The organism is Mucilaginibacter rubeus, from assembly GCF_014643835.1.
Classification (GTDB): Bacteria; Bacteroidota; Bacteroidia; order Sphingobacteriales; family Sphingobacteriaceae; genus Mucilaginibacter; species Mucilaginibacter rubeus.
The window spans coordinates 234,337-255,953 of record NZ_BMKD01000002.1; the positions used below are offsets into that span (position 1 = coordinate 234,337).

At 43.5% G+C, this 21,617-nt stretch carries 15 protein-coding genes; all 15 read right to left on the minus strand.

Features of this window, described 5'->3' with window-relative positions:
• Positions 1-117: 117 nt before the first annotated feature.
• Positions 118-2,457, minus strand: a complete 2,340-nt coding sequence (locus IEX80_RS07480; RefSeq protein WP_229701557.1) for a GH92 family glycosyl hydrolase — start codon at positions 2,455-2,457, stop codon at positions 118-120.
• A 208-nt stretch (positions 2,458-2,665) separates the two neighbouring features.
• Entirely contained in the window at positions 2,666-3,724 is a 1,059-nt protein-coding gene (locus IEX80_RS07485; protein WP_188832525.1) for an alpha/beta hydrolase family protein, read from the minus strand.
• Positions 3,725-3,868: 144 nt separating this feature from the next.
• Positions 3,869-4,282, minus strand: a complete 414-nt coding sequence (locus IEX80_RS07490; protein ID WP_188832526.1) for an SRPBCC family protein — start codon at positions 4,280-4,282, stop codon at positions 3,869-3,871.
• 3 nt (positions 4,283-4,285) lie between these two features.
• On the minus strand, positions 4,286-4,789 hold the full coding sequence (locus IEX80_RS07495; RefSeq protein WP_188832527.1) for an SRPBCC family protein: 504 nt from the start codon (positions 4,787-4,789) through the stop codon (positions 4,286-4,288).
• Complete coding sequence (locus tag IEX80_RS07500; RefSeq protein ID WP_090527244.1) at positions 4,786-5,106, minus strand: ArsR/SmtB family transcription factor; 321 nt, start codon at positions 5,104-5,106, stop codon at positions 4,786-4,788. Before IEX80_RS07500 ends, IEX80_RS07495 begins: the two co-directional genes overlap by 4 nt.
• Before the next feature lie 50 nt (positions 5,107-5,156).
• Positions 5,157-5,537, minus strand: coding sequence for a MauE/DoxX family redox-associated membrane protein (locus tag IEX80_RS07505; protein WP_188832528.1), 381 nt, complete (start codon positions 5,535-5,537; stop codon positions 5,157-5,159).
• A gap of 130 nt (positions 5,538-5,667) precedes the next feature.
• A complete protein-coding gene (locus IEX80_RS07510; protein ID WP_188832529.1) occupies positions 5,668-6,867 on the minus strand; it encodes a Gfo/Idh/MocA family protein in 1,200 nt (399 codons plus the stop codon).
• A 10-nt stretch (positions 6,868-6,877) separates the two neighbouring features.
• The gene (locus IEX80_RS07515; protein ID WP_188832530.1) at positions 6,878-7,885 is read right to left on the minus strand and encodes an FAD:protein FMN transferase; all 1,008 of its coding nucleotides are present in this window, start codon (positions 7,883-7,885) and stop codon (positions 6,878-6,880) included.
• Between the two features lie 211 nt (positions 7,886-8,096).
• Positions 8,097-8,852 (minus strand): DUF6882 domain-containing protein, encoded by a 756-nt coding sequence (locus tag IEX80_RS07520; protein ID WP_188832531.1) that lies wholly within the window; start codon positions 8,850-8,852, stop codon positions 8,097-8,099.
• 419 nt (positions 8,853-9,271) lie between these two features.
• Entirely contained in the window at positions 9,272-11,401 is a 2,130-nt protein-coding gene (locus tag IEX80_RS07525) for a beta-N-acetylhexosaminidase (RefSeq protein ID WP_188832532.1), read from the minus strand.
• Positions 11,402-11,497: 96 nt separating this feature from the next.
• A complete protein-coding gene (locus IEX80_RS07530) occupies positions 11,498-13,699 on the minus strand; it encodes an alpha-galactosidase (RefSeq protein ID WP_229701558.1) in 2,202 nt (733 codons plus the stop codon).
• A 60-nt stretch (positions 13,700-13,759) separates the two neighbouring features.
• Positions 13,760-14,686, minus strand: coding sequence for a metallophosphoesterase family protein (locus tag IEX80_RS07535; protein ID WP_188832533.1), 927 nt, complete (start codon positions 14,684-14,686; stop codon positions 13,760-13,762).
• Between the two features lie 4 nt (positions 14,687-14,690).
• A complete protein-coding gene (locus tag IEX80_RS07540; RefSeq protein WP_188832534.1) occupies positions 14,691-17,030 on the minus strand; it encodes a hypothetical protein in 2,340 nt (779 codons plus the stop codon).
• Between the two features lie 9 nt (positions 17,031-17,039).
• Complete coding sequence (locus IEX80_RS07545) at positions 17,040-19,598, minus strand: hypothetical protein (RefSeq protein ID WP_188832535.1); 2,559 nt, start codon at positions 19,596-19,598, stop codon at positions 17,040-17,042.
• A 174-nt stretch (positions 19,599-19,772) separates the two neighbouring features.
• Entirely contained in the window at positions 19,773-21,617 is a 1,845-nt protein-coding gene (locus IEX80_RS07550) for a RagB/SusD family nutrient uptake outer membrane protein (protein ID WP_188832536.1), read from the minus strand.

The following is a 21,617-nucleotide window of genomic DNA, read 5'->3' on the forward strand; positions in this document are numbered from 1 at the left end:
GATTTATAATTTGGTTTGATGTTTGGTTAGTGCTGTCAATCATTTAATTTATAAAATCGATTTAGCAATTCTATATAAAAAACCTGCTCATCTTTCCTTCACGCATATCCTAAATTATCAGATCCCCCAGTTTTTATTGGGTGTTGCGCCCATACTTAGTTCAAGGGCGCCGCCTGCCGCAATATCCTTATAATCGATATAGCATTTATTATAGGTTTTGCCGTTAAGCTTTGCTCTCTGTATATAAATATTTTTTGCCGAATTATTATTGGCGATGATGGTAAAGGTTTTACCCTTTGCGTATTTAGGATCAAGCTTTAACGTTACTTTATTAAATACCGGACTGGTGATCTCCTGCCTGGTATCGCCGGGACAAACCGGATGCAAACCACTCGCTGCCAATACATACCAGGCCGACATTTGCCCCACATCTTCGTTGCCTACTAAACCCTCTACCGAGTTTTTATAAGCCCGGCGGCAGATCTCACGGGTCCATTTCTGGGTAAGCCATGGAGCGCCCAACCTGTTATATAAAAATGGAACATGGTGCACAGGCTCATTGGAATGATTGTAGTAATCGTTCCACATCATGTTATCGGGCGTTTTTTCAAAAAGATTGTTCAGATCAGCTATCACCTTGTCGCGGCCGCCCATCAGTTTTGCCATACCATCAACATCCTGCGGCACAAACCATCCCTGCTGATAAGGGTTGCTCTCAATACAGCCGTACCATTGTTTAATCCGCCCCTCTGCAGGCCATGGAAGCCAGTTGCCGGTACTATCCTTAGGCCGGAACCAACCTTTATCCGTATCAAAGATGTTTTTAAATGCCTCTCCCCTTTCGCCGTATTTTTTTACGTCTTTTGTTTTGTTAAGCGCTTTTGCAAGCTGTGCAACGCACCAATCGTTATAGGCGTATTCAAGCGTATAGCTTATGCTGCCACCACCCGGAGTAAAACCCTTATCGCCATTGCCAAATTTTTCAACAGTGCTCACCGCTAATTTATAGGCATCTGGTATATTATAATTACGGATGCCTTTGGCATAAGCATCGGCCAATACAGCTACAGCCGGGTTGCCAAGCATACAACCGCTATATGCATTCAGCAGTTCCCAGCGCTCCAGGTAATCTTTCTTCTTTTCATTCGCAAGCGTAACCAGCGAATTAACCAGGTCATTAACCAGCGAAGGGTTAATAATGGTTTGTAAAGGCATCTGGCTCCTGAAAACGTCCCACCCGCTAAATATGGTGCGTTTTTTAAATGTTGTAGTATGATGAACCTTGCCATCACCACCCATATATTGCCCGGTAACATCGCTTACAATGCGGGGATCGATCATGGTATGGTACAATGCTGTATAAAACACCGTTTTTTGCTCTGTAGTGCCCCCCCGGATACTTACTTTTGATAAGGCGTTATTCCAGAGGTTAACGGTATGCTGATGAACAGCATCGAAATTCCAGTCTTTTATTTCGGCTTGCAAATTGGCTTTGGCACCGGCTATACTCACAAATGAAATACCCGATTTAAGCAATACCTGTTCACCTGCTTTGGTAGCAAATTCGCTATAAAAACCAAGGTGCTTTCCCTGCTTTTCCTTCAATCCTTTAAGGATCTCAGCATTAGCTACGCGTTCCTGGTATTTATCGCCGGTAACGTCGTCCAGCTTACGGCTCCAATCGCTTGGAATATCGGCACTCCAGATACCATAGTTTTTAAGCGGCTTGCTGAATTGTGCATAAAAATACACTGTATAATCTGCATGTCCATCACCATTGCCCCATCCGCCACCGTCTGGGGTGCATTTCATAAAGCCCTCAATAGTGTGGTCATCAACTACTTTTACATATTGCAGCGTTGACGTTCCCCCTACCCTTCGGGCCAGATCAATCTGGATACGCGATTGTTTATTTTGAGAAAAGGTAAAGCGCAACATGCCGCTATGAGGGGCAGCAGTGGCTTCGGCTTTGATATGATTATCAGTTAGCAGAACACTGTAATAGCCCGCTGATGCTTTTTCACTGCTTTTATCGTAAGCTGATCGATATCCAACCCCGGTAGTGCCTGGTTTACCGGCACTGGTTTTAATTGGCCCGGCTGTGGGCATTACCAAAAAATTCCCCAGATCGCCATACCAGCCAATGCCACTCATTTGAGTAAAGGCAAAGCCTTCAATACCTTTATGTTCATAGCTATAGCCCGAGCCATTGTCACCTCCGGTTATGGTGTTTGGGCTTAACTGTACAAGCCCGTAAGGTGAGGCAGCGCCCGGAAACGTTTTACCTAAGCCATGGTAAACCCCTGCTCCATCGGCGCTGGTGCTGGCTCCTATAAAAGGATTAACATAGGAAGCCGCATTTTGCGCTTTCAGCACTGTTGCCGGAATAGACAACATACCCGTGGCAAATACGGTTATTAAACATTTTTTTAAGGCTGGCAGCGTAGTTATGTTCATAATAGTAGTACCGGATAGAAAGTTTAGTTTACCGTAAGTTTTTTAGGACAGATAAACCGTCAGAACTAAAATTGACCGGTATTTATTAATTGGTTATTGCACGACCAAATTATATAATAAAATCGATTTAGCAAATTTTTGTTAATTTTATTTTTTTAGATAGATATTCTGACTGAAGCTTCCATTAACATTGCAGTGACATACATACCTACAGCCATTTGCTAAACCAATCCAACGTCATTTTAAAATGTTCCGGCGTAGATGTATGGAATAGCTTTGGCGTTACATCGCGCATAATCTTATCGGTTGCCCCTTTCGATCTATATACTTGCATGGCCGAAGCGTAAGCTATATTTGCACCCGGCAAGGGGCAATTAGAATCATTTTCTGTACCTACAATCAACAATGGACGCGGAGCCATTAATCGCAGCATCGACGGACAGTCGAACTCGCCGGTGATACCGGGTAATAGTTTATCCCATACAGCCTGTACATTACGCCTGTTTAAGACCGAATCGCCAAGGTCTTTAGCTGCCTGCAAATGCGCTTCCCGGATAGTACCTGCACGCCCCTGCCATTTATCATTATCTAACGACCATTTGAAACTTTGGACTGCAATATCCAGCACAATTACTTTTATCCGCTTATCTACTGATGCCGCAAGCCATGTTTCCATCCCTCCCATGGATATGCCGCCCATACCGATGCGGTTAGCATCTACATCAGGCCTGCTTGCCAGGTAATCGGTTACCCGCCAAAGGTCAAAAGCGGTATCAAACAAAAATGGATGGGCTTGATGTGCTTTGTCCTTATTTTCCCAGGCAGCGGTGGCAGCTGCTACGTATTCCTTTGAGCCATGTGCGCCTCCGGCAATGCGTTCGCCATGAAAGCGGGCATCAATGGCTACGCCCATGATCCCTCTTTTAACCAATTGGTACAATATCTTTTTGTTGTCCTCCTTTTTACCGCCTGTACCGTGCAAAAAAATTACAGCGGGATATAATTTCGTGCCGGCAACAGGTTTGTAAATCAGGATAGGTACCCGCTCATTCTTTTCGCTATAGATAAAACCGTGTTCTATAATAACTGAATCTGTACGAGTGATAGTAAAAGATGGACTTAACGGAACACGAGGCCTTTCCAGCAGTTTTTTAAAATCAGCGCCGACCTTATCAACAGGAGGATAATTTATTTGCTGCGCAAATGAAAGCAAAGAGCATAACGATAATGTAATGCCGACACAAAGCACTTTGATCTTAAACAACATAACATGATTGATTTACCTGTACAATGTATAAAATATACAGCTTAATGAGTGTAACAATACTAACATGTAATAAAAAGCACAAAAGCTGAATGTTTCCATCCAGCTTTTGTAAAACTATCATTAACGACAACTTTCCTGAGCACGTTAATTTTCTTCGGCGTATTTCTTAAAGTTGTTGAGTATCGCCTGCCAGCCGTTTTTCTGCATTTCAAGGGGATTTTGATCTTCAGGATCGAAAGCTACCTCAACTTCGGTTTGATCGCCATGCGCTTTGAAGGCAACAGAGGCCTGCCTGCCGTTTGGCATGGTATAGGTAAACTTTTCGCCATCAACAATTTCGTCATAAGTTGCTTCAAAGTCAAAACCGAAGCTTCCGTCTTTCGCTTCCATTCTTGCCGAGTATTTTCCGCCTACCCGCATATCATTTGATGCAGAAGGACATTGCCACGAAGGATCGGCAAAGTTCCATTTTGTAATGTGTTCGGGATTGGTGTAATAATTCCAAACTTTTTTAGTATCTGCATTTACCATAGCGGTAACGGTGATCTTGTTGCTCATTTTTTACTTTTTTAAGGTTAATAATAATTGGTCAAGCTTTTCAAGGGTTGCCATCATTCCCTGTTCCATGCCCATCTGGATAACAGTTTCCAAATCTGAAAGCGATTTGTAAGTTACAATGGTTTCTACCAAAGCGTTTTCTCCTTTATCGGTAAAAGTTACAAGCCACTCCGCACGGGGAAGATCCTTATTTATTTCACCTTCTGCATTACAGAAAGCATCTAATGATGTATAGTAATCAATAGGTTTGATTTTCAGATAATCTGTCCATCCCCAATATTCTGTGCCGTTAGGCTCCACCATGGCATAGTGCCAGTGGCCACCTTCGCTAAAGTCCATTGATTTGGTTTTGGTGGTTAAGGGCGCTGGCGCAAACCACTGATCGAGCAATTCGCTTTTAGTATAACAGTCCCAAACCAATGGTCTGTCGGCTAAAAACTCACGTCTGATGGTCAGCGTATTTTTTACTTTGTCGGCAATAAAATCAAAGTGCAAGTTATTTTTCATTTTTGTTGTTTTTTTAAGGTAGCTAAAAGGTTATCGAGTTGCAGGAACCGAGTTTCCCAAATCTTACGGAATTGCTCCAGCCATTTGTCTATTTCTTTCATTTTGTCAATCTCCAGTTGATAGTAGATCTCACGCCCCTGGTGTTCCTGTTTCACCAGTTCGCATTCGGTCAAAACCTTCAGGTGTTTTGAAATCGCCTGCCGCGTAGTGTCAAAATGCTCGGCGATGGCGTTAGGTGTCATTGCCTGTAACGCAATTAAGGCGATGATAGCCCGCCGTGTAGGGTCGGCAACAGCCTGAAAAATATCTCTTCTCATTGAAGTGTTAATCATGTACCGGCTTGAATGAAAAATCAAGCCCTATAAAACTATTTCCTGATCATAGGCAGGTATTTTTCCCAATTGTCAATGATTACCCAAAGAACAATTGCGATCAATACTAATACAATAGGCAAACCTGACGGGGCCATACTGATATTAGCCAATAAAATACCGGTTAAAAGAGGTACGAGTACTACAGCACCAAGCGCCCTGGTTCTTGGGATGATCAATAATACACCGCCAAGGATTTCCATGGCACCCACCAGCGGCATTAGCCAGCCTATTTGCATAAAGGCCTGCCCCGCTTTCACCATTTTTTCGGGCATTTCTTTAGGCATGGGCATGTAATGAAAAAATTTGTCACAACCGGCGTTGATAAACATTAGCCCGGTTAACAGGCATAAAACAAATAGGATTTTAGTTTTCATGGTTTGGTTTATTTAAATAAGAAACTGATTGGTTGCAAATATATGCGCAACTAATTGGTTTCACAAATTTATTTTGATTTTTTTAGTTATAAACACAAAGCCCCGATATCTGCGATATCGGGGCTTCTAATTATCCTATTTTATAACTGTTATCCCAGTTGCAGATCTTTTTGCTGTACAGCGCCTGGTTGCCCAGGTGCACACTGATGGCGGTGCGGGCTCCCGTGAATACATTACTATCCGGTAGCTCATTATGCTGTATTTTTTGATAAAAATCGTTGAATGCATACCAGGTACCATCTTTCGTCGCCTCGGGCAGAATGGGTGTGCCTCCTTCTTTATTCCATACAATACGTGTTGCACCGGTTACGCCGTCTACTGTCCCTTTTTCTTTCAATAGTTTTTTCTCGGGGTAAAACATGCCCTGATCAGTTAGCAGGGATACAGTACCCAGGGTACCTTTAATCTTGAAAAGATAGCCGTCATGCGCATTGCCGCACATCGCGCCGAAATTACCGATCAGGCCCAGGTCTGGGTAACGTAACATCAATTGTACGTTATCATAGGTCTCCCTGCCATCTTTAAACACATCTATTCCACCGGTGGCAAAAAATTCCTGCGGATGGGTATCAAAAACCCAGTTAATAAAATCAATCTGGTGCGAAAGCAGTTCGGCCGCCAGTCCGCCCGAATATTCTTTGTACATGCGCCAGTTGATGGCCCGTTCCAGTGAAGGATCAGGCACCGGGCGTCGCCAGTTGCCATTGCGGTCCCAGCGGCAATCTACTTGCGTTACTTTGCCCAGGTAGCCTTTATTGATCATCTCTTTAACCCGGTAATATAAAGGCGAATAGCGGTACTGGTGACCAACCTGCAGCACCTGGTTGCCGCGCCCATGCATCAGGCTTACAAGCTCAAGCGCTTGGTCAATGGTATAGGTCATCGTTTTTTCCAGGTATAAATGTTTGCCCGAGCGGATAACATCAGCAGCCACAGCGTAGTGCAGGTACAGCGGAACAGCGATGATGATCGCCTCCACTTGCTTATCATCAATTAATTTACGGTAATCCGTATATATTTTTACCGAACCAGGCTTAACCAGTTTTTGTGCTGCTGTCAGCCTAAAATCGAGCACATCGCACAAGGCAGTAATGCGGAACTGATCGGGCATTCCGTTAAGGATATTCATAATCCCGGTACCACGGTCGCCACAGCCTACAACTGCAATTTTAACGGGATCGGCCCCGGGCTGTATTGCGCTCAGGTTTTGGTTTAGCAATAGTCCGCCTGTTAGCAGGCCTGTATTTTTCAAAAAAGTTCTTCTCTCCATTTATCCAGTTTTATTGTTGATATCCTTTAAAGTAAGCAGTAACCGTATCTGCTATACGGCCATCCGGCTTCCGGTATACAATATAAGCACCCAGATCCTTCCGGTTTTTCAGAAAGTTCAACGTGCGTTTTAATCCCATTGTCATAAACCCGTTATCATAGCCATCCGCTGTTATTGCGTCCTTTGCATAAACGGTAACACTGATCATTTCGTTTTGAATTGGGTAACCTGTTAACGGATCCATTAGGTGCGAAACCTGTTTGCCGCCTGCTTCATGATGTTTGCGGTAATTGCCGGATGTAGTAATGGCGCCATCCCCCGGTTCGATCACTTTACGCATCGGGGCCGGGTTCAGGTCATCACCACTGATGCCTTCAATGCCCACCTTAAACGGTTCGTTTCCGGGTTTATGGCCTTTAATGCGCAGTTCGCCACCCAATTCGATGAGGTAGTTATGAATGGAATGCTGTTCCAATAACGAAGCCAGCAGATCGACAGAATAGCCCTGCGCGATGCCGTTGAGATCCAGTTGTACTTCCGGCTGGGTTTTGTGTAAAAAAGTACCTTTCAAACTGATTTTATCCGCTCCTACATGATGAAGGAGGTTTTGCACTTCTTCCCGGTCGGGGTCATGTGCCGGTTTAATTACACCAAATCCCCAGGCATCAACCAAAGGTTTCACTGTGGGGTCAACCAGCCCCCCGGTTGCGTGGCTGATCTGCAGCGCACGGGTGATCAGCACACGAAAAATTTCATCTATACGGATACCTTTTGCAGAACGGTTGAACTGGCAGATAAGCGAATTAGGCTGATATAGGGACACCGACTGATCAAAATGCTTTAACAGGCTATCCGTTTGCGCTGTATTCACCAGGCTGTCGGGCGCATAATACACGATACCATATGTGGTACCTTGTGCATACCCCTTCAGCTCGAAGCGGCGGAGCGGCTCCTGCTGTACGAAAGCACAGCATACCAAAATAAAGACGCAAGGATACGCTAGTAAGATCGTTTTCATAGTCAGATAGCCAAATGTAAGCATTCAGCCGCTTTTTCATCTCATTGCGTGAAATAAGCATAGCGATCATCTGCAGTGCCGGGAGTATTTGTGGAAAAAATGGAGGTATTTGTTGGATCTGTGCGCTTCAAAGTATTTCCAGAGAGAGTCAAGCCGGATATTCAAATCCATTCTACAGTAAGCTCAACCTATGAATGTACAATGGAGTTATTCAATCTCTCTGGTTCCTGTCTTTAATTTCAAAATAACATTGATTGCAAACAACTTTAATGTCTGCGAAAGCCATTGCGTTATCAGTCCACTCGCCGTCTCTGAGCCTGATCTTTTCGCACTCATCACACCATGCCTGATAGTCATCATCAGGATCAAATGATGGATGGGAATCGAAAGCCTCATGGAAACCAATAGATTTATTACTAATTAAATGCTGACAGACAAATGCAACACGATCAGACACATGTGTTTCACAATCGATATACTTATTTTTGAGATCGTTGTATTCTGCTTGTGTTAGTTCATTAGTAAAAATAAAATACATAAACAGATGACCGTGCGGTATGCGATATGAACCAATCGCGTTTAACAATTTTGCCGAAATCGCGGTCATTTCCCAACCTGTATATTCATCCCCTTCAAACAGACCTTCAATAAGCTGTTCAAAATCGTTTTCTAATCCGAAAGCTTTCACTTTTTCCAAAGAACGGCTGACGTGTTTGGGGGTGGTAATGTTATCCCAAGCCCATTTCCAGGTGTTGTCTTTGGTTGAAAATGAACCGACATCAACGTATTTAAAATACAAATTTCTTTCATTGTCCGATTTGAAATGAAATGCACCAACGCCATGGTCGTAAAACCATTCATCATAACTATCAATATCATACAACTTCATAAATTCAGGTTGTAACGACATTAGATGTGTTACACATTGACTTTTAAATTCTTCAAAATCGTGTTCCTGTGACAGCATAGAACGAATTAATTTTAAGTAAACTTAAGATTTTCAACAATAAAAAAACCGTAAGCAAAACATACGTTCAACTTACTATTTTTCTTTTCGTACTCAATCCCGATCGCCTCACGAACCAATTTTTAGATGATCTGAAACAGTTGCCGTTCTATTTGATGATTGCGGTCGATCTAAAATTTCTAAGCCGTTTTCAATTAAACCTTCATCGGTACAACAAAAAGGTTAATAGTTGTTCTAATATCTTCGCACTGTATGGATAACCTGCGTATAAGGAAAACCCAATTTAGCATCAGAGGCTCATCTTTTTTACACCCCAGCCAATAGTAAGCTGTATTTCGTTCTACCTTATCATCAAATTAAAACGGCTGGCTATAAACAATCAATACCAGCTATTTGGAATGGTAACCTATTTTCTTTAATTAATCGATTAATAGCTTAGCATTTAAATACAATGCCATTATTTCATCTCTGTTCAATATCCGGCCAAACACTTTTATGTTAGTTAAAAATGATGAAGCTGAAAGATGGCCGCAGCTGCTGCCTATTGTTTTTAGCGGACAAACGAATTGCTTTTCGACTGATTCTGTTTCTTTGCCATCGATATACAAAGTACAGGTATTATGCCAGCCGGTCAAAGTTATTTGCGTCCATTTATTTACAGGGACAATGCCGGTAAATACCTGCCGGTAAAAATCTTCACCCTCACCTGCGTACTCTTTATAGCCAACAGTCCGGGCAATACCTAAACCGGTCTTGCCCGATTTTTTATCTTTAAGGTTCAGGAAAATTGTTCCGTAAGGCGATTCGAACAGCACCGTCGTTGTATCGCGGGTATCTGTTTTTTTAACCCGGAAGCTCAATGTCCAGGGTTGTTCTAACTCGTCGGCTGGTAAGTTTAGCCGAACAAAATCATGCCCATCAAGCGCCAATACAGATTTTGACTCATAACCGGTTAACGGTTTTATTAGGTGTTTATTTAGAGCGTCGGGTAAAGTATTTTCTTTGAAATCGACGTCAATGATTGGATCACTGTTTTTGGAAGCATCAAGTAGCCTTGTATCATTTACTTGTGGTACGTTTTTCAGGCCGTCAACTCTCTTTATAAATTCATCAAGAGTGGGTGACATTTTATTGCCCCATAGCTTTTCGGCCATTACGGGTAAAGTCACCGCAACCTCGTCTGCCGTTTCATGATAGGTAAAACCCATTGGCCCAAGATCATTCCATACATGCAGCTTCGCCCCTAACAAATCAGGTTCGCCCGGGTTTAGCTGCTGGTTTGGCCCGAAATCATTCGGTGCCCATTTTTCATATAAAAACTTATTATCTACGCCATAGTAATTTGTACCCGGAACAATATACAGCCACCCGTCCGTTGATTGTACCACCTGGTGACCCGCTTTAATCTCCTCCTTCGCATTATTACCCAACCACATATCAATCATTATATTGCTATCAATAGGGGTAAATCCCGGCATTTCGTTGTATCCGGACCATATCATTACTTTTTTCCCTTTAACACCTATGTATCTGTTGAAATGATTGATATAGTTACAAAAGCCTGCTGCAAAAGCCTTGCGGTCTTCTGTCGTAGTAGCCTTTTTAAATCTGTACTCATCAGTTCCGATATGGAAATAGGGCGATGGAAATAAGGGCACAAATTCATCGAAGATCTTTTCCATTATGGCGGTGGTTTTGGGATTTAATACATCCAGTTGCCCGTCCTGTAACTTCTCATTTTTTAGCTCGGGGGCAATATCCAAAATACTCATGGCATGGGCGGGCGCATCAATTTCCGGGATAATATTTATATTACGATCTGAGGCATATTGTATCAAATCTTTAATTTCCTGCTGTGTGTAAAATCCATCTGTTGCTGTTAGCTGCGGATATGTTTTACTTTCGACCCTGAAAGCTGCATAATGCTGGCCGTGAAAAGCCTGATCGTTTAAATGTAATTGTAATTGATTCATTTTATACCAGCTCATGCGGCATATGTAATCTTTCAGCTGCGATACCGGGAAAAATTTCCGCCCAACATCCAGCATAAATCCCCTAAAAGGATAGGCAGGGATATCTGAAATAATATAACAAGGGATGCTTTGCTTATCGGTACTCTGTTCAATTAACTGCAGCAAAGTCCTGGTAGCATAAAAAACACCCGCCTCGTCCATTGCCTTTATAATAATCTTATCCGGTTTGATTTCCAGGTGATAAGATTCTTTTTGGAGTTGGGTTAAATGACGCTGCAGTTTGATTTTTATGATGATATCATTCTTCCCTCCTTTTGCCTGTAACCCGGATTGTTGCTCCTTGCCTCGCAACGCAGCCAGGTCTTCAAGGAATATTGCAACAGTTTTTTGTGTTGATACAGATGGCTTAAATTTAAATACCGTAGCAGCGCTGATAATAAAACTACCGTTACCTGCCTGCCATTGATGAACCGCCGGTATGATATTCGGCGCAATATTATTCACCTGGGCGTGCAGGCCCGATTGTATTAAAACAAAGAACGTGATGTACGTGATTAATTTTTTTGTTGAGATCATTCAAATGAATTTCGATGTGGTTGTAAATAACAATTAAGAAAACTGGAGGGGTAATTTTGTTGCTTCGCCGGTGGTTTTAACCATATCCGTAGCCATTTATTCAATAGTGAACCATGTATAACTCTCGGGCGCAATATTGAAGGTTAGCGTGATCTCATATTTCCTGTCAACAGGATACTTTTTAGCTACCCCTCTCTTTTCCCTGAGCAGGGCCGAACTTGTTAAACCTGTGTAGTACAGGGGTACCTTAATGGTTCTTGTGATCGCAACTTTAAGCGGGTTGTAAAGCATGATCATTCCTTTTGTACCTAGTTTCGGGTTCACATGCAGCAAACCATCCCAGTCCCTGCCGTCGGCCCGGCGAAGATGGATAATATCGGAGTTAAGGATGCTGCGATATTTTTTATACCAGTCAATTACACTTACCACCATCTTGCGGGTAGCCTCGGTATCATACAATCTTGGGCCGCGGTAACAGGCCTGGACTCCCGCCCCGTAATATTGCACCATCAATTGTTCATAATCTTTCAAATGATCCGAAAGCGGTTCCAGCACGGCTTCGGGGCCACCGCCCTGATACCGGGTAAGCGGCACAAATCCCCAGCCCATTGCAGGGGTCTTTTCCCAGGTACCATCAAAAATATTCTGACGGTTCAGGATCATTTGCTGATCGCGCGGCAAAGAAAAATTAACTTCCCGGTAGCCTAAGGCAATTTTGTTGGTGCCATCCAAAAAATACCAGTCGGGAGCGTTCACATAAACACCATGCTCATTGCACCAATGATATAAACCTTTTTGCAACTCCATTTGCTGCCATTGGCTATCATCCAGGTTTTTATGGCCGGGGTGTGTAGTTGAAGCACAAACGTCGCCGGGATAAGGGCCGTCATTTTCAAAAATGTCGAACCCGGTTTTACCAATAAAGTATTTTAATTTATCCAGATAGGCCAGGCCCCATTTGCTGCCCAAACAAGGGGCATTACCAAAGAACGCAGCTGCATCCGGCTTTTTTGTTACCGGATCAATCACATCATCTTCATCGCTGATCCGCCTCGAACTAAATAAAGAATAGCCCCCTATCATGATATGTTTACTGTGTGCATAATCGGATAATACTTTCCAGCGTTGTATGTTGGTGATCGAGCTATCCTCCATATTGCAATGGCTTCCAAAGCTGAGGATCAGGGCTTCATACCCTGTCTCCGCGCATTGGTCTATAGCTTTTTTTACATCATCATCGTTACGGCTTACGAGGTGCATAAAAATGGGATTTTCGGTCGTCCATGGAGCTATGGTGCTGTACATTTTTCTGATAGCCAATCCCCGCCTTTCGCGGTCATAACTATCCATCAGTAACTCATAAGTGCGAACCGAGTTAAAAACCTGCCCCTTTCCCAACGCTATACCAGTAGCCTTTTCCGGATATACCTCTAATAAACACGGGGTCTGATAATTATAATTTACCTGTGATGTATAATTACTATCGGCTTTCCAATGGGTAGTTTGGTCGCTGATATCATATCGCATAGAGTTATTGAAGGCATAGTTAGTCTCCAGATAAAGGCCATGCTGTTTTTCCATTTGCACAGGCGAACCAACTACGGCACTCTCCTCCTCTACCGTTGCAAGCACCTCATTTATAACCCTGTTTAACGTTATCGCTTTATTTCCTTTATTCTGAACCGAAAGCCATTTTACAATAAGAGGAATGTTACTATACAGTTCATAATGTACAGTAACAAGCAGATCTTTTAAACCGTCGACATTTGATTTATAGGCAAATGACAACATTTTACCAGAGCCGGGAACAGTATTTAATGCCCATCCCCTCGGTTTCCAGCGGATGTAAGGAGGAATATCCGTTACCGAAAAGGATTGAAACTGAAAATCATTTTCATTGCCTTTGAATCCGCTAACCCATTCGGGCAGCAGATAGGCATTCTCCTTTTGCCCGTAAAGGCCCCCGATATTATATTCCCTGCCATCAACGGTTAACTTTGCTTCGGGCTTTACAGCCCTCAGCAATTGCTGGCCGTTGCTCATATTGCTGTAATCAATGCAGGCCACATTTTGCTGAATCCGGAAGGTCCTTTTTACTAAACCATTGCTCAAAATAATGTTTTTACCATCAGCATAAACATCGGCTTTTTGCTGAACCGGGTTTACCAGCCAATCCTGAGAAAGGATCGGCCTGTTATTTTCCTTCCAGACAGGTAATTTATTATTCGCTTCTTGTGAACTGGCGATGTTGATGATGCCCCAAAAAGCAATCGTCGAAAAAAACAGCTTTCTTTTCATTTATTTCTTTTCAATTTGTTCAATATTTTAAAAGCAACACTATACGGGCAACCTGTTCAGTCAGAACGAATGCGGATAATAGCGGTTACTTACGCTTCCATCTTCAAATAAATCTAATATAGCATAGCCAGGCGGGGTTTCGCGGTAATAACATTTAGCCGCCGAATCACTATCGCCGTCTTCCCACCAAAATCCACTTAAGGCGCCGTTACAATAGTAGCGAACGCCATCATAACCGGCCTCATCAAGTAAATGGATATGGCCGCTTATACAAGTGATTGTTTTGTCCCAGTGTTTATTAAATAAATTAGTGATATATCTTGCATCTGTATGGTTGCCTCCTTCCATTATGGTGCTTACGCCCAAAATCGGGTAATGGCTCATACACAAAACGGGGGTGCCGCGCCGCAGTGACGCCAGGTCGTTCTCCAGCCACTTTCGCTGTTCGGCATCTAATGAACCTGCATTATCATTATTGCTGTCGAGAATGATAAAATGCCACCCATGCTTTTCAAAACTGTAAAAGCGGCCCGGCATTTCAAGTTGAGCGATAACATGCGGTTTGCCATACATGCTGTCGGATTTGTCAGGGCAAGCCCACCACATATCATGATTGCCCAAACAACTGTATACTTCATATCCCTTAAATCTTTCACGGGCGTTTTTCCATATCGCCCACTGTTCGTTGACCCGTTCACGGGTAATGTTATTGTAGTCGGCAGCGAATATGGAATCACCTCCGTTTAGAAAAAAATCGACCTTATGTTTCTTTATTTCTTCAATGCAGCGCCCGAAACGTTCCGGCGCATTGTATTCGGGGCGGATATGTACATCTGTAATATGTGCTATCCTTAATACCCGTTTCTTTTCATGCGGACCGGCCAAAGCATTCGGTTCGCGTTTTACTCCTAATGGCAATGATATGGCGAGCAGCCCTATCCCCTTTACCAGGTCCCGCCTTTTTTTTGAGTCGACAGTGTTTGTCATGTTTTTAGTTAAGTGTTTTAACGGCCAAAATTTTGTTGCCGGCTGTGATTTGCAGCTGTACTTTTTGTCCTGTTTTTACCATCACTTTAGGCCAATGTAAAAACGCTGTATACGGAAGCGGCTTCTGAGCCTGGGCACTGCTTTCTGCAAAAACGGCTACGTTGGCATCATACCCGGTGTTGTTGCTCAGCAGCAGTGTGGTCAATTTCTTATCCTTCTTCAAAACAGCAGCTTCCACATGATCAAAAACCAGGAGTTTTCCCTTATCTGTCTGAAGATAAATTCCGGGCAGTTCAATGGCCATTAACATGCCGTTTGTTTCCGTCCACGAATTCCGGGTGTTTATAAAATTGCCAACACTGCCACGGCCTTCGGCATCACTGGGTTGAATCCGTTCCATGCTTGATCCGATAAGGTTGTTGGTAGTATAATGACCTGGCATATTTACTGCTTCGGCGTGCGCATGTTGAATATCCCTTATTAAATCTGCATATAATTTGTTACCCGTAGCACGGTATAATTTGAACAGGTAATCGCCCGAGGCTTCACAAATACCCGGAGCCGAATGTTTATTTTGAATGCTGGCCCAAACCGCCCCGGCCATATGGCAGTTCAACTTCGCGATCTGGCTGCCGGATGGAAAAACAGGATCATAGGACAACACCCAGGTTGAGCAAAGCGCCGCTTCTACCTCAGCTTTTTGCAACCAGCTTTTATCGCCGGTAACGTTGTATAAGGCCATCAATGATTCTAAAAAACCAAATGCCGATTCTGAATTGGCGTCCATGCTAATATCCCCGCAGTCGCCGCCGGTAAGACCCTGGTTTACCACATCGCGTTGGTAATAATAATTTGCCGCTTCCCTGGCTACTACAAGCCACTCCGGGTGGTTAAAATAATTTGAAGCAATGGCCAATCCGCCGGGTGCTATCGCCCCAGCCGTAGAGTTGAACACTGCTATCTGCCCTGTTTCGGGCACAATGTACTGCCCAAATTCGCCGTATTTTTTCCAGGTATTTGTAAAAGCTTCGGCCAGTTTTCTTGCTGCCGATTCCCATTCAGGCTTAATTATATTTCCAAAACCCTGCGCTTTCAACAGCAACAGATGTTTCATCAGCCACAATAAAGCGTCACTGTTTTTGCGTACCATAGCCTGGCCTTCCGCGAAATCAGGGTGCATTTTTTCAAAAAGCAGGCGGCCATTAGCTTCGATTCCACCGTAAAAAAAGCCGCTTTTCCCCTGAAGTTTATTCACGACAAAGTCGATCTCCTCCGTCACCCGCTCACGTTCTTTTGCATTATTAAGCGCCAGCATAGGATAGGTATTCATCATTCCGCTCACCCAACCCAGCTGAAAATCGTCATTATTTTCAGGCTTGTAATAATTGCCTGCAGGAACATGTATAAAATTGCCGCTGCATATTGCCGAACCTACTGCAAGTAACTTACTCATAGGTAATATATTGCGGGGACTATTTGGCCCGGTTATATCCTTACGTACCTGCATAAATTTCATAAGCAAATCGGGAATGCTGCCGGCATCAAATACATATAACCTCATCGCGATGGTTATATGGTCGCCGGGTTTCCAGTCGTGTGCTTTATCGCCACTTTCATGAAAATCCCCAAACCCGGGCGCCAGTCTGCGCACCGCCGGTGCCAAAATGCTAAAGCTGCAACTATCTTGTTTTGCATTTTCTGCAATGGTAAGGCCACTATTGCCCAACTGGGTCTGCTGGGTGGACAACAGGATAAAGCCTTTCTTTAATGATGGTGAAAAAAAGCACATTGCCGGAGTTGCCGCGTTGCCGGTTTGTAACTGCACCAGCGATGCTTTATCGGGTTCTGCGGATAACCTGGGGTTATTTGAAATGGTTAGCGGTACTTTGGAGTTATAGTACATATCCCTGGCGTAGGGTGGATTGTACCCGTTGCCAATAGCAGGATACCTGTTTCCGTTATACATACTTGCAGGCACCATAACATAATTCTTCCTGCTCCAGCGGCTGAAGTCAAAAGACACCTCCAGGGCCGTGGCAGCTGCATGGCCTTCATTTAACTTAATATCGGCGGTGATATCCAATATCCCGGCGCTTGCACCCTGTTTTGCGGTTAAGTTAAGCAACCACTGGGCACTGTCTGTTGTGAGGCTATTGTTCCCGAACTCAAATTTATTTAATGCTTTGGTACCCTCATATTGGATAGCGCTTACATGCATACTTCCATGCACAGCTTTTAAAAAATCTGGGGCTATAAGCTTTTTTACTCCCTGCGCATGGGCAATGCCTAATAAACATGTATAAATTATGAATGCGGAAAGGCAGCTTTTTTTGTTAATGTTCATGTTAAATCATCAAAGTGCTATACCCTGTCCTACAGATGAAACAAGCAGTTCCATATTTACTTTTTGATTGCTATTATGCAGAGCGCCAACCTGGATTGATGATAGCCCATGCGGAAGGGTCAAATTGCCCTGAGTAGGAATTTCAGCGATCTTCTTTCTGTTCTTATCCGCTACATAGCAAGTATTATCCTTCAGGATAATAAATTCGCCATTGGTAATTTTTTTGTCTATTGAAAGTTCTGTACCATCCTGAAAAGTGATCCTGATCCCGTCAGCATATCCGTCTTTTTCGGCAGATGATATCCGTATCGCACAATCCAGCGGCTGCGCATCAAATTCATTATTTAACCGGCAGGTATTTTTCTCGATAGTGTATTGCTGGTCACGAAAGCGGGTTTCACGTACAGGATATAAAACAAAAGACTTTTCGCCGTTTTGCACCAGGTGAAATTTATAATTTAAATCTTTTAAACGCTCTTTTACTGTTTTGGTGAAAATATTCAATGCCCTGGCATTTTCCCAGGCGCGGTATGCCTTGAAAATATTATTCTTTTCCGGGCAATTTTCAACAGCATGCTGGCTCAAACCAAGCATGTAGGTTGCATTCCATCCAATTGATTTGGCTTCCAGGTTTTCAGCATCGTATAAACTCCAATCACTATGCAAATCAACTATTCCGAATGTTGCAGGTAAATAACTGCCCTCAAAAACATATCGCATATCTTTTCCCTCTATTCCCCATTGGTTCAATACCGGATTAAACATATTATTGCCGCCGCCAACATTGCAAACGCTCATATAATGCCAGTTGCCTTCATAAACCGCGCTCCCCATTACGCGGAGATAATCACCTCCATTTTTTGCGTAGGTATCAAATAACTTCCTGAAAAACTGCTTAAAGGAGTACTGCCCTTGCCCCTGGTACATACAGCTCTCCAGGCCATCAAAATCAATATAATCCATCCCTCCTTCTGTTAGCCACTTGCCATAATAATCTGCATATACTTTTTGCAAATTCATATCCGGAACAAAACCACGATAGCAGTTAGGCTGCAGCTTTACTATTGTGGTACCCTTTCTATAGGTACCTCTTTTTGTTCCATAAAGCCCTCTTTTGATATGTAAAAAGGTGTAAGGCTTGCTCTCGCTAATGCCATTGTATTCTATAAGCTCCTTCCCTATTTTCAGCACATTGGTATGGTTACCTTCCCACCCGCCAAACTCGTTGAAATAAGCCCTGTCGGCCACCGTTATAACCGTGTCCTGATCAGTAAGATCTTTGGTTATCAAAGTGCGCTGCATAATGGCGAGGCTATCGCTTGGTACCGGGGCCACATCGCTGTTATTATCAGGCTGCAGAAACTCGCACAGGGTATGCAGTCCATACCTGATCCCATTTTTCTTCATCAATGCGCCGTAGTCCGGAATGTTCATGGGAGCCGCGTTGTTGAAATTTATTTTTCTATTTGTCCAGCGATTTTGCGGGTTGGGATAATATTCGCCCCATCCTTCGTCCTGTACGCCTTTGATGGCTAATTGATGAGCATAGGTGATCAGGCTGTCATGAGCGCCATGCCACGCGATGTCAGGGCGGTATGCTTTAGGGTCTTTGATCCATTGACCATCAATTTCGGGATGCGGCAGCCCTTCCTTTAAAACTATTTGTTCGATAGTGCGGAGCCCGACAGAATCGGGGCAGGCCAGCAAAGCAACCGAAGATCCGATAAAATCGGCATTTACCGGCGGCACCAACTGGTACCTGGCCGAATTTACCTTCCCATCCAAATTATCGGGTAACACCGGGAAGCGTATCATTTGTTCCTTTCTGCGGTCTCTTGAGTGCATGCAAACTGTAGAACCAAAAGCGGGTTCAAGTCTTGCTCCGTTTCCGTAATTCATCCGGTAATACTCTTCCGGATGTGAATAAAACGCCACATCATTTATCCCATCTCCGCCGATTGTGAAAGTTTGACCTTCCTTAAGATTTGGAGGCAAGGGGTATTTCAGAGGATCAGGCGAATGAATAAAATAATACATGAAAGACATATCGCCTCCTGTTGGAGGGCCGCCGGTGGTATTGTCATTTAAACCCAGTATGCCAAATGCGAAATCATCATCTCTCACTACGCCCAGGATATCTCCTATTGTTTTAGAGATAGTTAATTTATAAGGCCCCCAAACGATATTATCAACCCCGTTTCGCGGCTTAAGCGATACCAGTTTCAATCGTACATACTCCCCTTTTTCATCAGTTTGTACCGTTGCCACCGAACCATTAGGATAGTGTAGCGTTATGCGCTTATTGAGCGTATTAAATGCAGCAGCTACTGGCAGTATATAACTTTCTCCTTTGTACAGACTAAGCAATGCAGAAACTTTACCGGCAGGGCAATATTCTTTATGGGATGATTTATCCTTAATACTGGTAATGAACCCATGTTTGTTTATACTAAGCGTAACAAACTTTGTGTTTAAAGTTATGGTTTGTGCATCTGCCTGCGGGTGAATTACCAGCATCATACTGAACGCCAGGAGAACTAAAAAACCTGTGTTCAATTTATTTATCATGTTATAAAAACTCATATATAATCAACTAAAAAGCATTTCCAATTTCTAAGCACCGCATTCCGATCAATGATAAAAGAGGGCGCCCTGTACCACCATACAGGGACGCCTCTTCAACTAAACCTCAGGTAGTCTCATTACCGGAAGTACACTTAAAAAATAAAACACATTCGGCACCTATTGTATTACCGGATTAAATGTTCCGCCATCCCATCCTATATTTTGCTGCAGATTTTTGTTTTGTAAAATATACTGCGGATCAATAGGACCGAAATAATAGGCATCGGGTATATTGATTTGACTGGTGGCACCAGGATCTATCGGCTCATATTTGTAATTGGTAATAGCCTTAAGAAAAGCGTTACGATCAAACGATGCAGGTGAATTAACTATCAGGTTAGAAAGCTGTGCAGCAATCCCGCTATTGCTTTGCGTAATATCAATACCATATTGAGAGGATGCAGCCGCGCTGTTAAAGTACGGCCCGTAAGCATGCAGCGTGCCCATGCTATTTAGTACGTTAAACATCCGTCTGCGCCTTAAATCCCAAAATCGTTTTCCTTCAAAAGCAAACTCTATCGCCCGTTCGGTCATAACAGCGTTCAACGTGGCCTGATAATCAGAACCAACCGAGGCAGCCAATCCATAATTTCCTGCTCCTGCTGTGACATGGGCCCTTTGGCGGATTTGAATAATATAGGCCCTCGCTTCAGCCGGGTGTTGTACTTCATTAGCAGCCTCGGCAAGGTTAAGTAAAACCTCAGCATACCTGATGATAGGCCAATCAAAAGCCTGGCGGTTCCAAACGCTTGAACCCAATGTGGTATCAATCCCCTTACGGCAATAAAAACCAGTTATATTATAATTGGGTGTGGCTTTGTAGGCATCATCGCCGGCTATCGTGTTAAAAATCCACTGCACACGAGGTGTTATGTCCGCAAAGTCGTACCTGGCGCCATTATACACAATTGTTTGATAGAAGCGCGGATCCCTGTCCTTCCAAAACTCTGCAGGGTCATATCCCGAAGCCGGGTCGGAAATTGGGAGACCATTTTTCATGGGATAGGCCTGCACCATTTCCCAGGTTGGATCGCAGGAGCCTGCAGCGCCAGAGGTTTCAGTTAAAGGCCTTTGCCCCTGTTGAAAGCCATTTGTTTTTTCGGGATAATGATAACGTAAGCTCAAAACCATTTCCTTAGCAGCCCCTGCCTTATCATACCACATGTTTTCATTTGGTTTTGCAGTATTATCGGCATATAAGCCATAACCATCAGCGTCTAACTCAGTTTTAGCAGTCAACAAAGCACTATAAGCGTCGTTCCAATAAGTGGCATTAGGTGTTTTGCAAAACAGGGGGCTTGCTTTTAATAACAGGGCTTCGCCTTTTACTGCCATAGCCGCGCCTTTGGTAACCCGGCCAATATCATTTGAGCCCCAGGTAGCCGGCAATAAATTAATTGCGCTATCCAACTGTTTGCCAATAAAATCAAAACACTCAAGTGATGAATTCCTTTTTACCAGTAAAGTATTTATGTCGGCCGTTGGGTCCTGAACCGCGGTAATGATCGGCACTCCTCCTAATACCTTTACCATCCTGTAGTATAAATATGCGCGGAAGAAGTATGCCTGGCCTTTCAGGCTTTTATAATCAGCATCAGATAGAGCAGATTTACTTTTATCAATATTCGCAAAAAAGTTATTGATAGACCTTACCCTTCCCCAGTCCCAAACCCTGTCGGGATAACCGCTTTGGCTTGTATAGGTGCCTTTAAGAAAAGAGTTAAGCCCATTGCCGCCACTGCCGCCAGAATAAGCCTCGCCGGCCAGTTCTTCGTTCCTGTTCCAGGAAGGTAAAATATTATAGAAGTCGGTTACATATCCTTTTACAAAATCAGGACTGCCCCATTCCTGCTCCGGCGTAATTGGGCCTCCCGGATGATCAACATCAAATACCTTTTTACAGGATATTGTTAAAGCAATCATCCCCAATAAAACGAATAGTATATTGAATTTAAGTTTCAT

What these genes read in the sequence shown, in the direction of transcription:
- IEX80_RS07480 (WP_229701557.1), bottom strand. Translation starts at nt 2,457, where the DNA reads ATGAACATAACTACGCTGCCAGCCTTAAAAAAATGTTTAATAACCGTA.
- IEX80_RS07485 (WP_188832525.1), bottom strand. Translation starts at nt 3,724, where the DNA reads ATGTTGTTTAAGATCAAAGTGCTTTGTGTCGGCATTACATTATCGTTA.
- IEX80_RS07490 (WP_188832526.1), bottom strand. Translation starts at nt 4,282, where the DNA reads ATGAGCAACAAGATCACCGTTACCGCTATGGTAAATGCAGATACTAAA.
- IEX80_RS07495 (WP_188832527.1), bottom strand. Translation starts at nt 4,789, where the DNA reads ATGAAAAATAACTTGCACTTTGATTTTATTGCCGACAAAGTAAAAAAT.
- IEX80_RS07500 (WP_090527244.1), bottom strand. Translation starts at nt 5,106, where the DNA reads ATGAGAAGAGATATTTTTCAGGCTGTTGCCGACCCTACACGGCGGGCT.
- IEX80_RS07505 (WP_188832528.1), bottom strand. Translation starts at nt 5,537, where the DNA reads ATGAAAACTAAAATCCTATTTGTTTTATGCCTGTTAACCGGGCTAATG.
- IEX80_RS07510 (WP_188832529.1), bottom strand. Translation starts at nt 6,867, where the DNA reads ATGGAGAGAAGAACTTTTTTGAAAAATACAGGCCTGCTAACAGGCGGA.
- IEX80_RS07515 (WP_188832530.1), bottom strand. Translation starts at nt 7,885, where the DNA reads ATGAAAACGATCTTACTAGCGTATCCTTGCGTCTTTATTTTGGTATGC.
- IEX80_RS07520 (WP_188832531.1), bottom strand. Translation starts at nt 8,852, where the DNA reads ATGCTGTCACAGGAACACGATTTTGAAGAATTTAAAAGTCAATGTGTA.
- IEX80_RS07525 (WP_188832532.1), bottom strand. Translation starts at nt 11,401, where the DNA reads ATGATCTCAACAAAAAAATTAATCACGTACATCACGTTCTTTGTTTTA.
- IEX80_RS07530 (WP_229701558.1), bottom strand. Translation starts at nt 13,699, where the DNA reads ATGAAAAGAAAGCTGTTTTTTTCGACGATTGCTTTTTGGGGCATCATC.
- IEX80_RS07535 (WP_188832533.1), bottom strand. Translation starts at nt 14,686, where the DNA reads ATGACAAACACTGTCGACTCAAAAAAAAGGCGGGACCTGGTAAAGGGG.
- IEX80_RS07540 (WP_188832534.1), bottom strand. Translation starts at nt 17,030, where the DNA reads ATGAACATTAACAAAAAAAGCTGCCTTTCCGCATTCATAATTTATACA.
- IEX80_RS07545 (WP_188832535.1), bottom strand. Translation starts at nt 19,598, where the DNA reads ATGATAAATAAATTGAACACAGGTTTTTTAGTTCTCCTGGCGTTCAGT.
- IEX80_RS07550 (WP_188832536.1), bottom strand. Translation starts at nt 21,617, where the DNA reads ATGAAACTTAAATTCAATATACTATTCGTTTTATTGGGGATGATTGCT.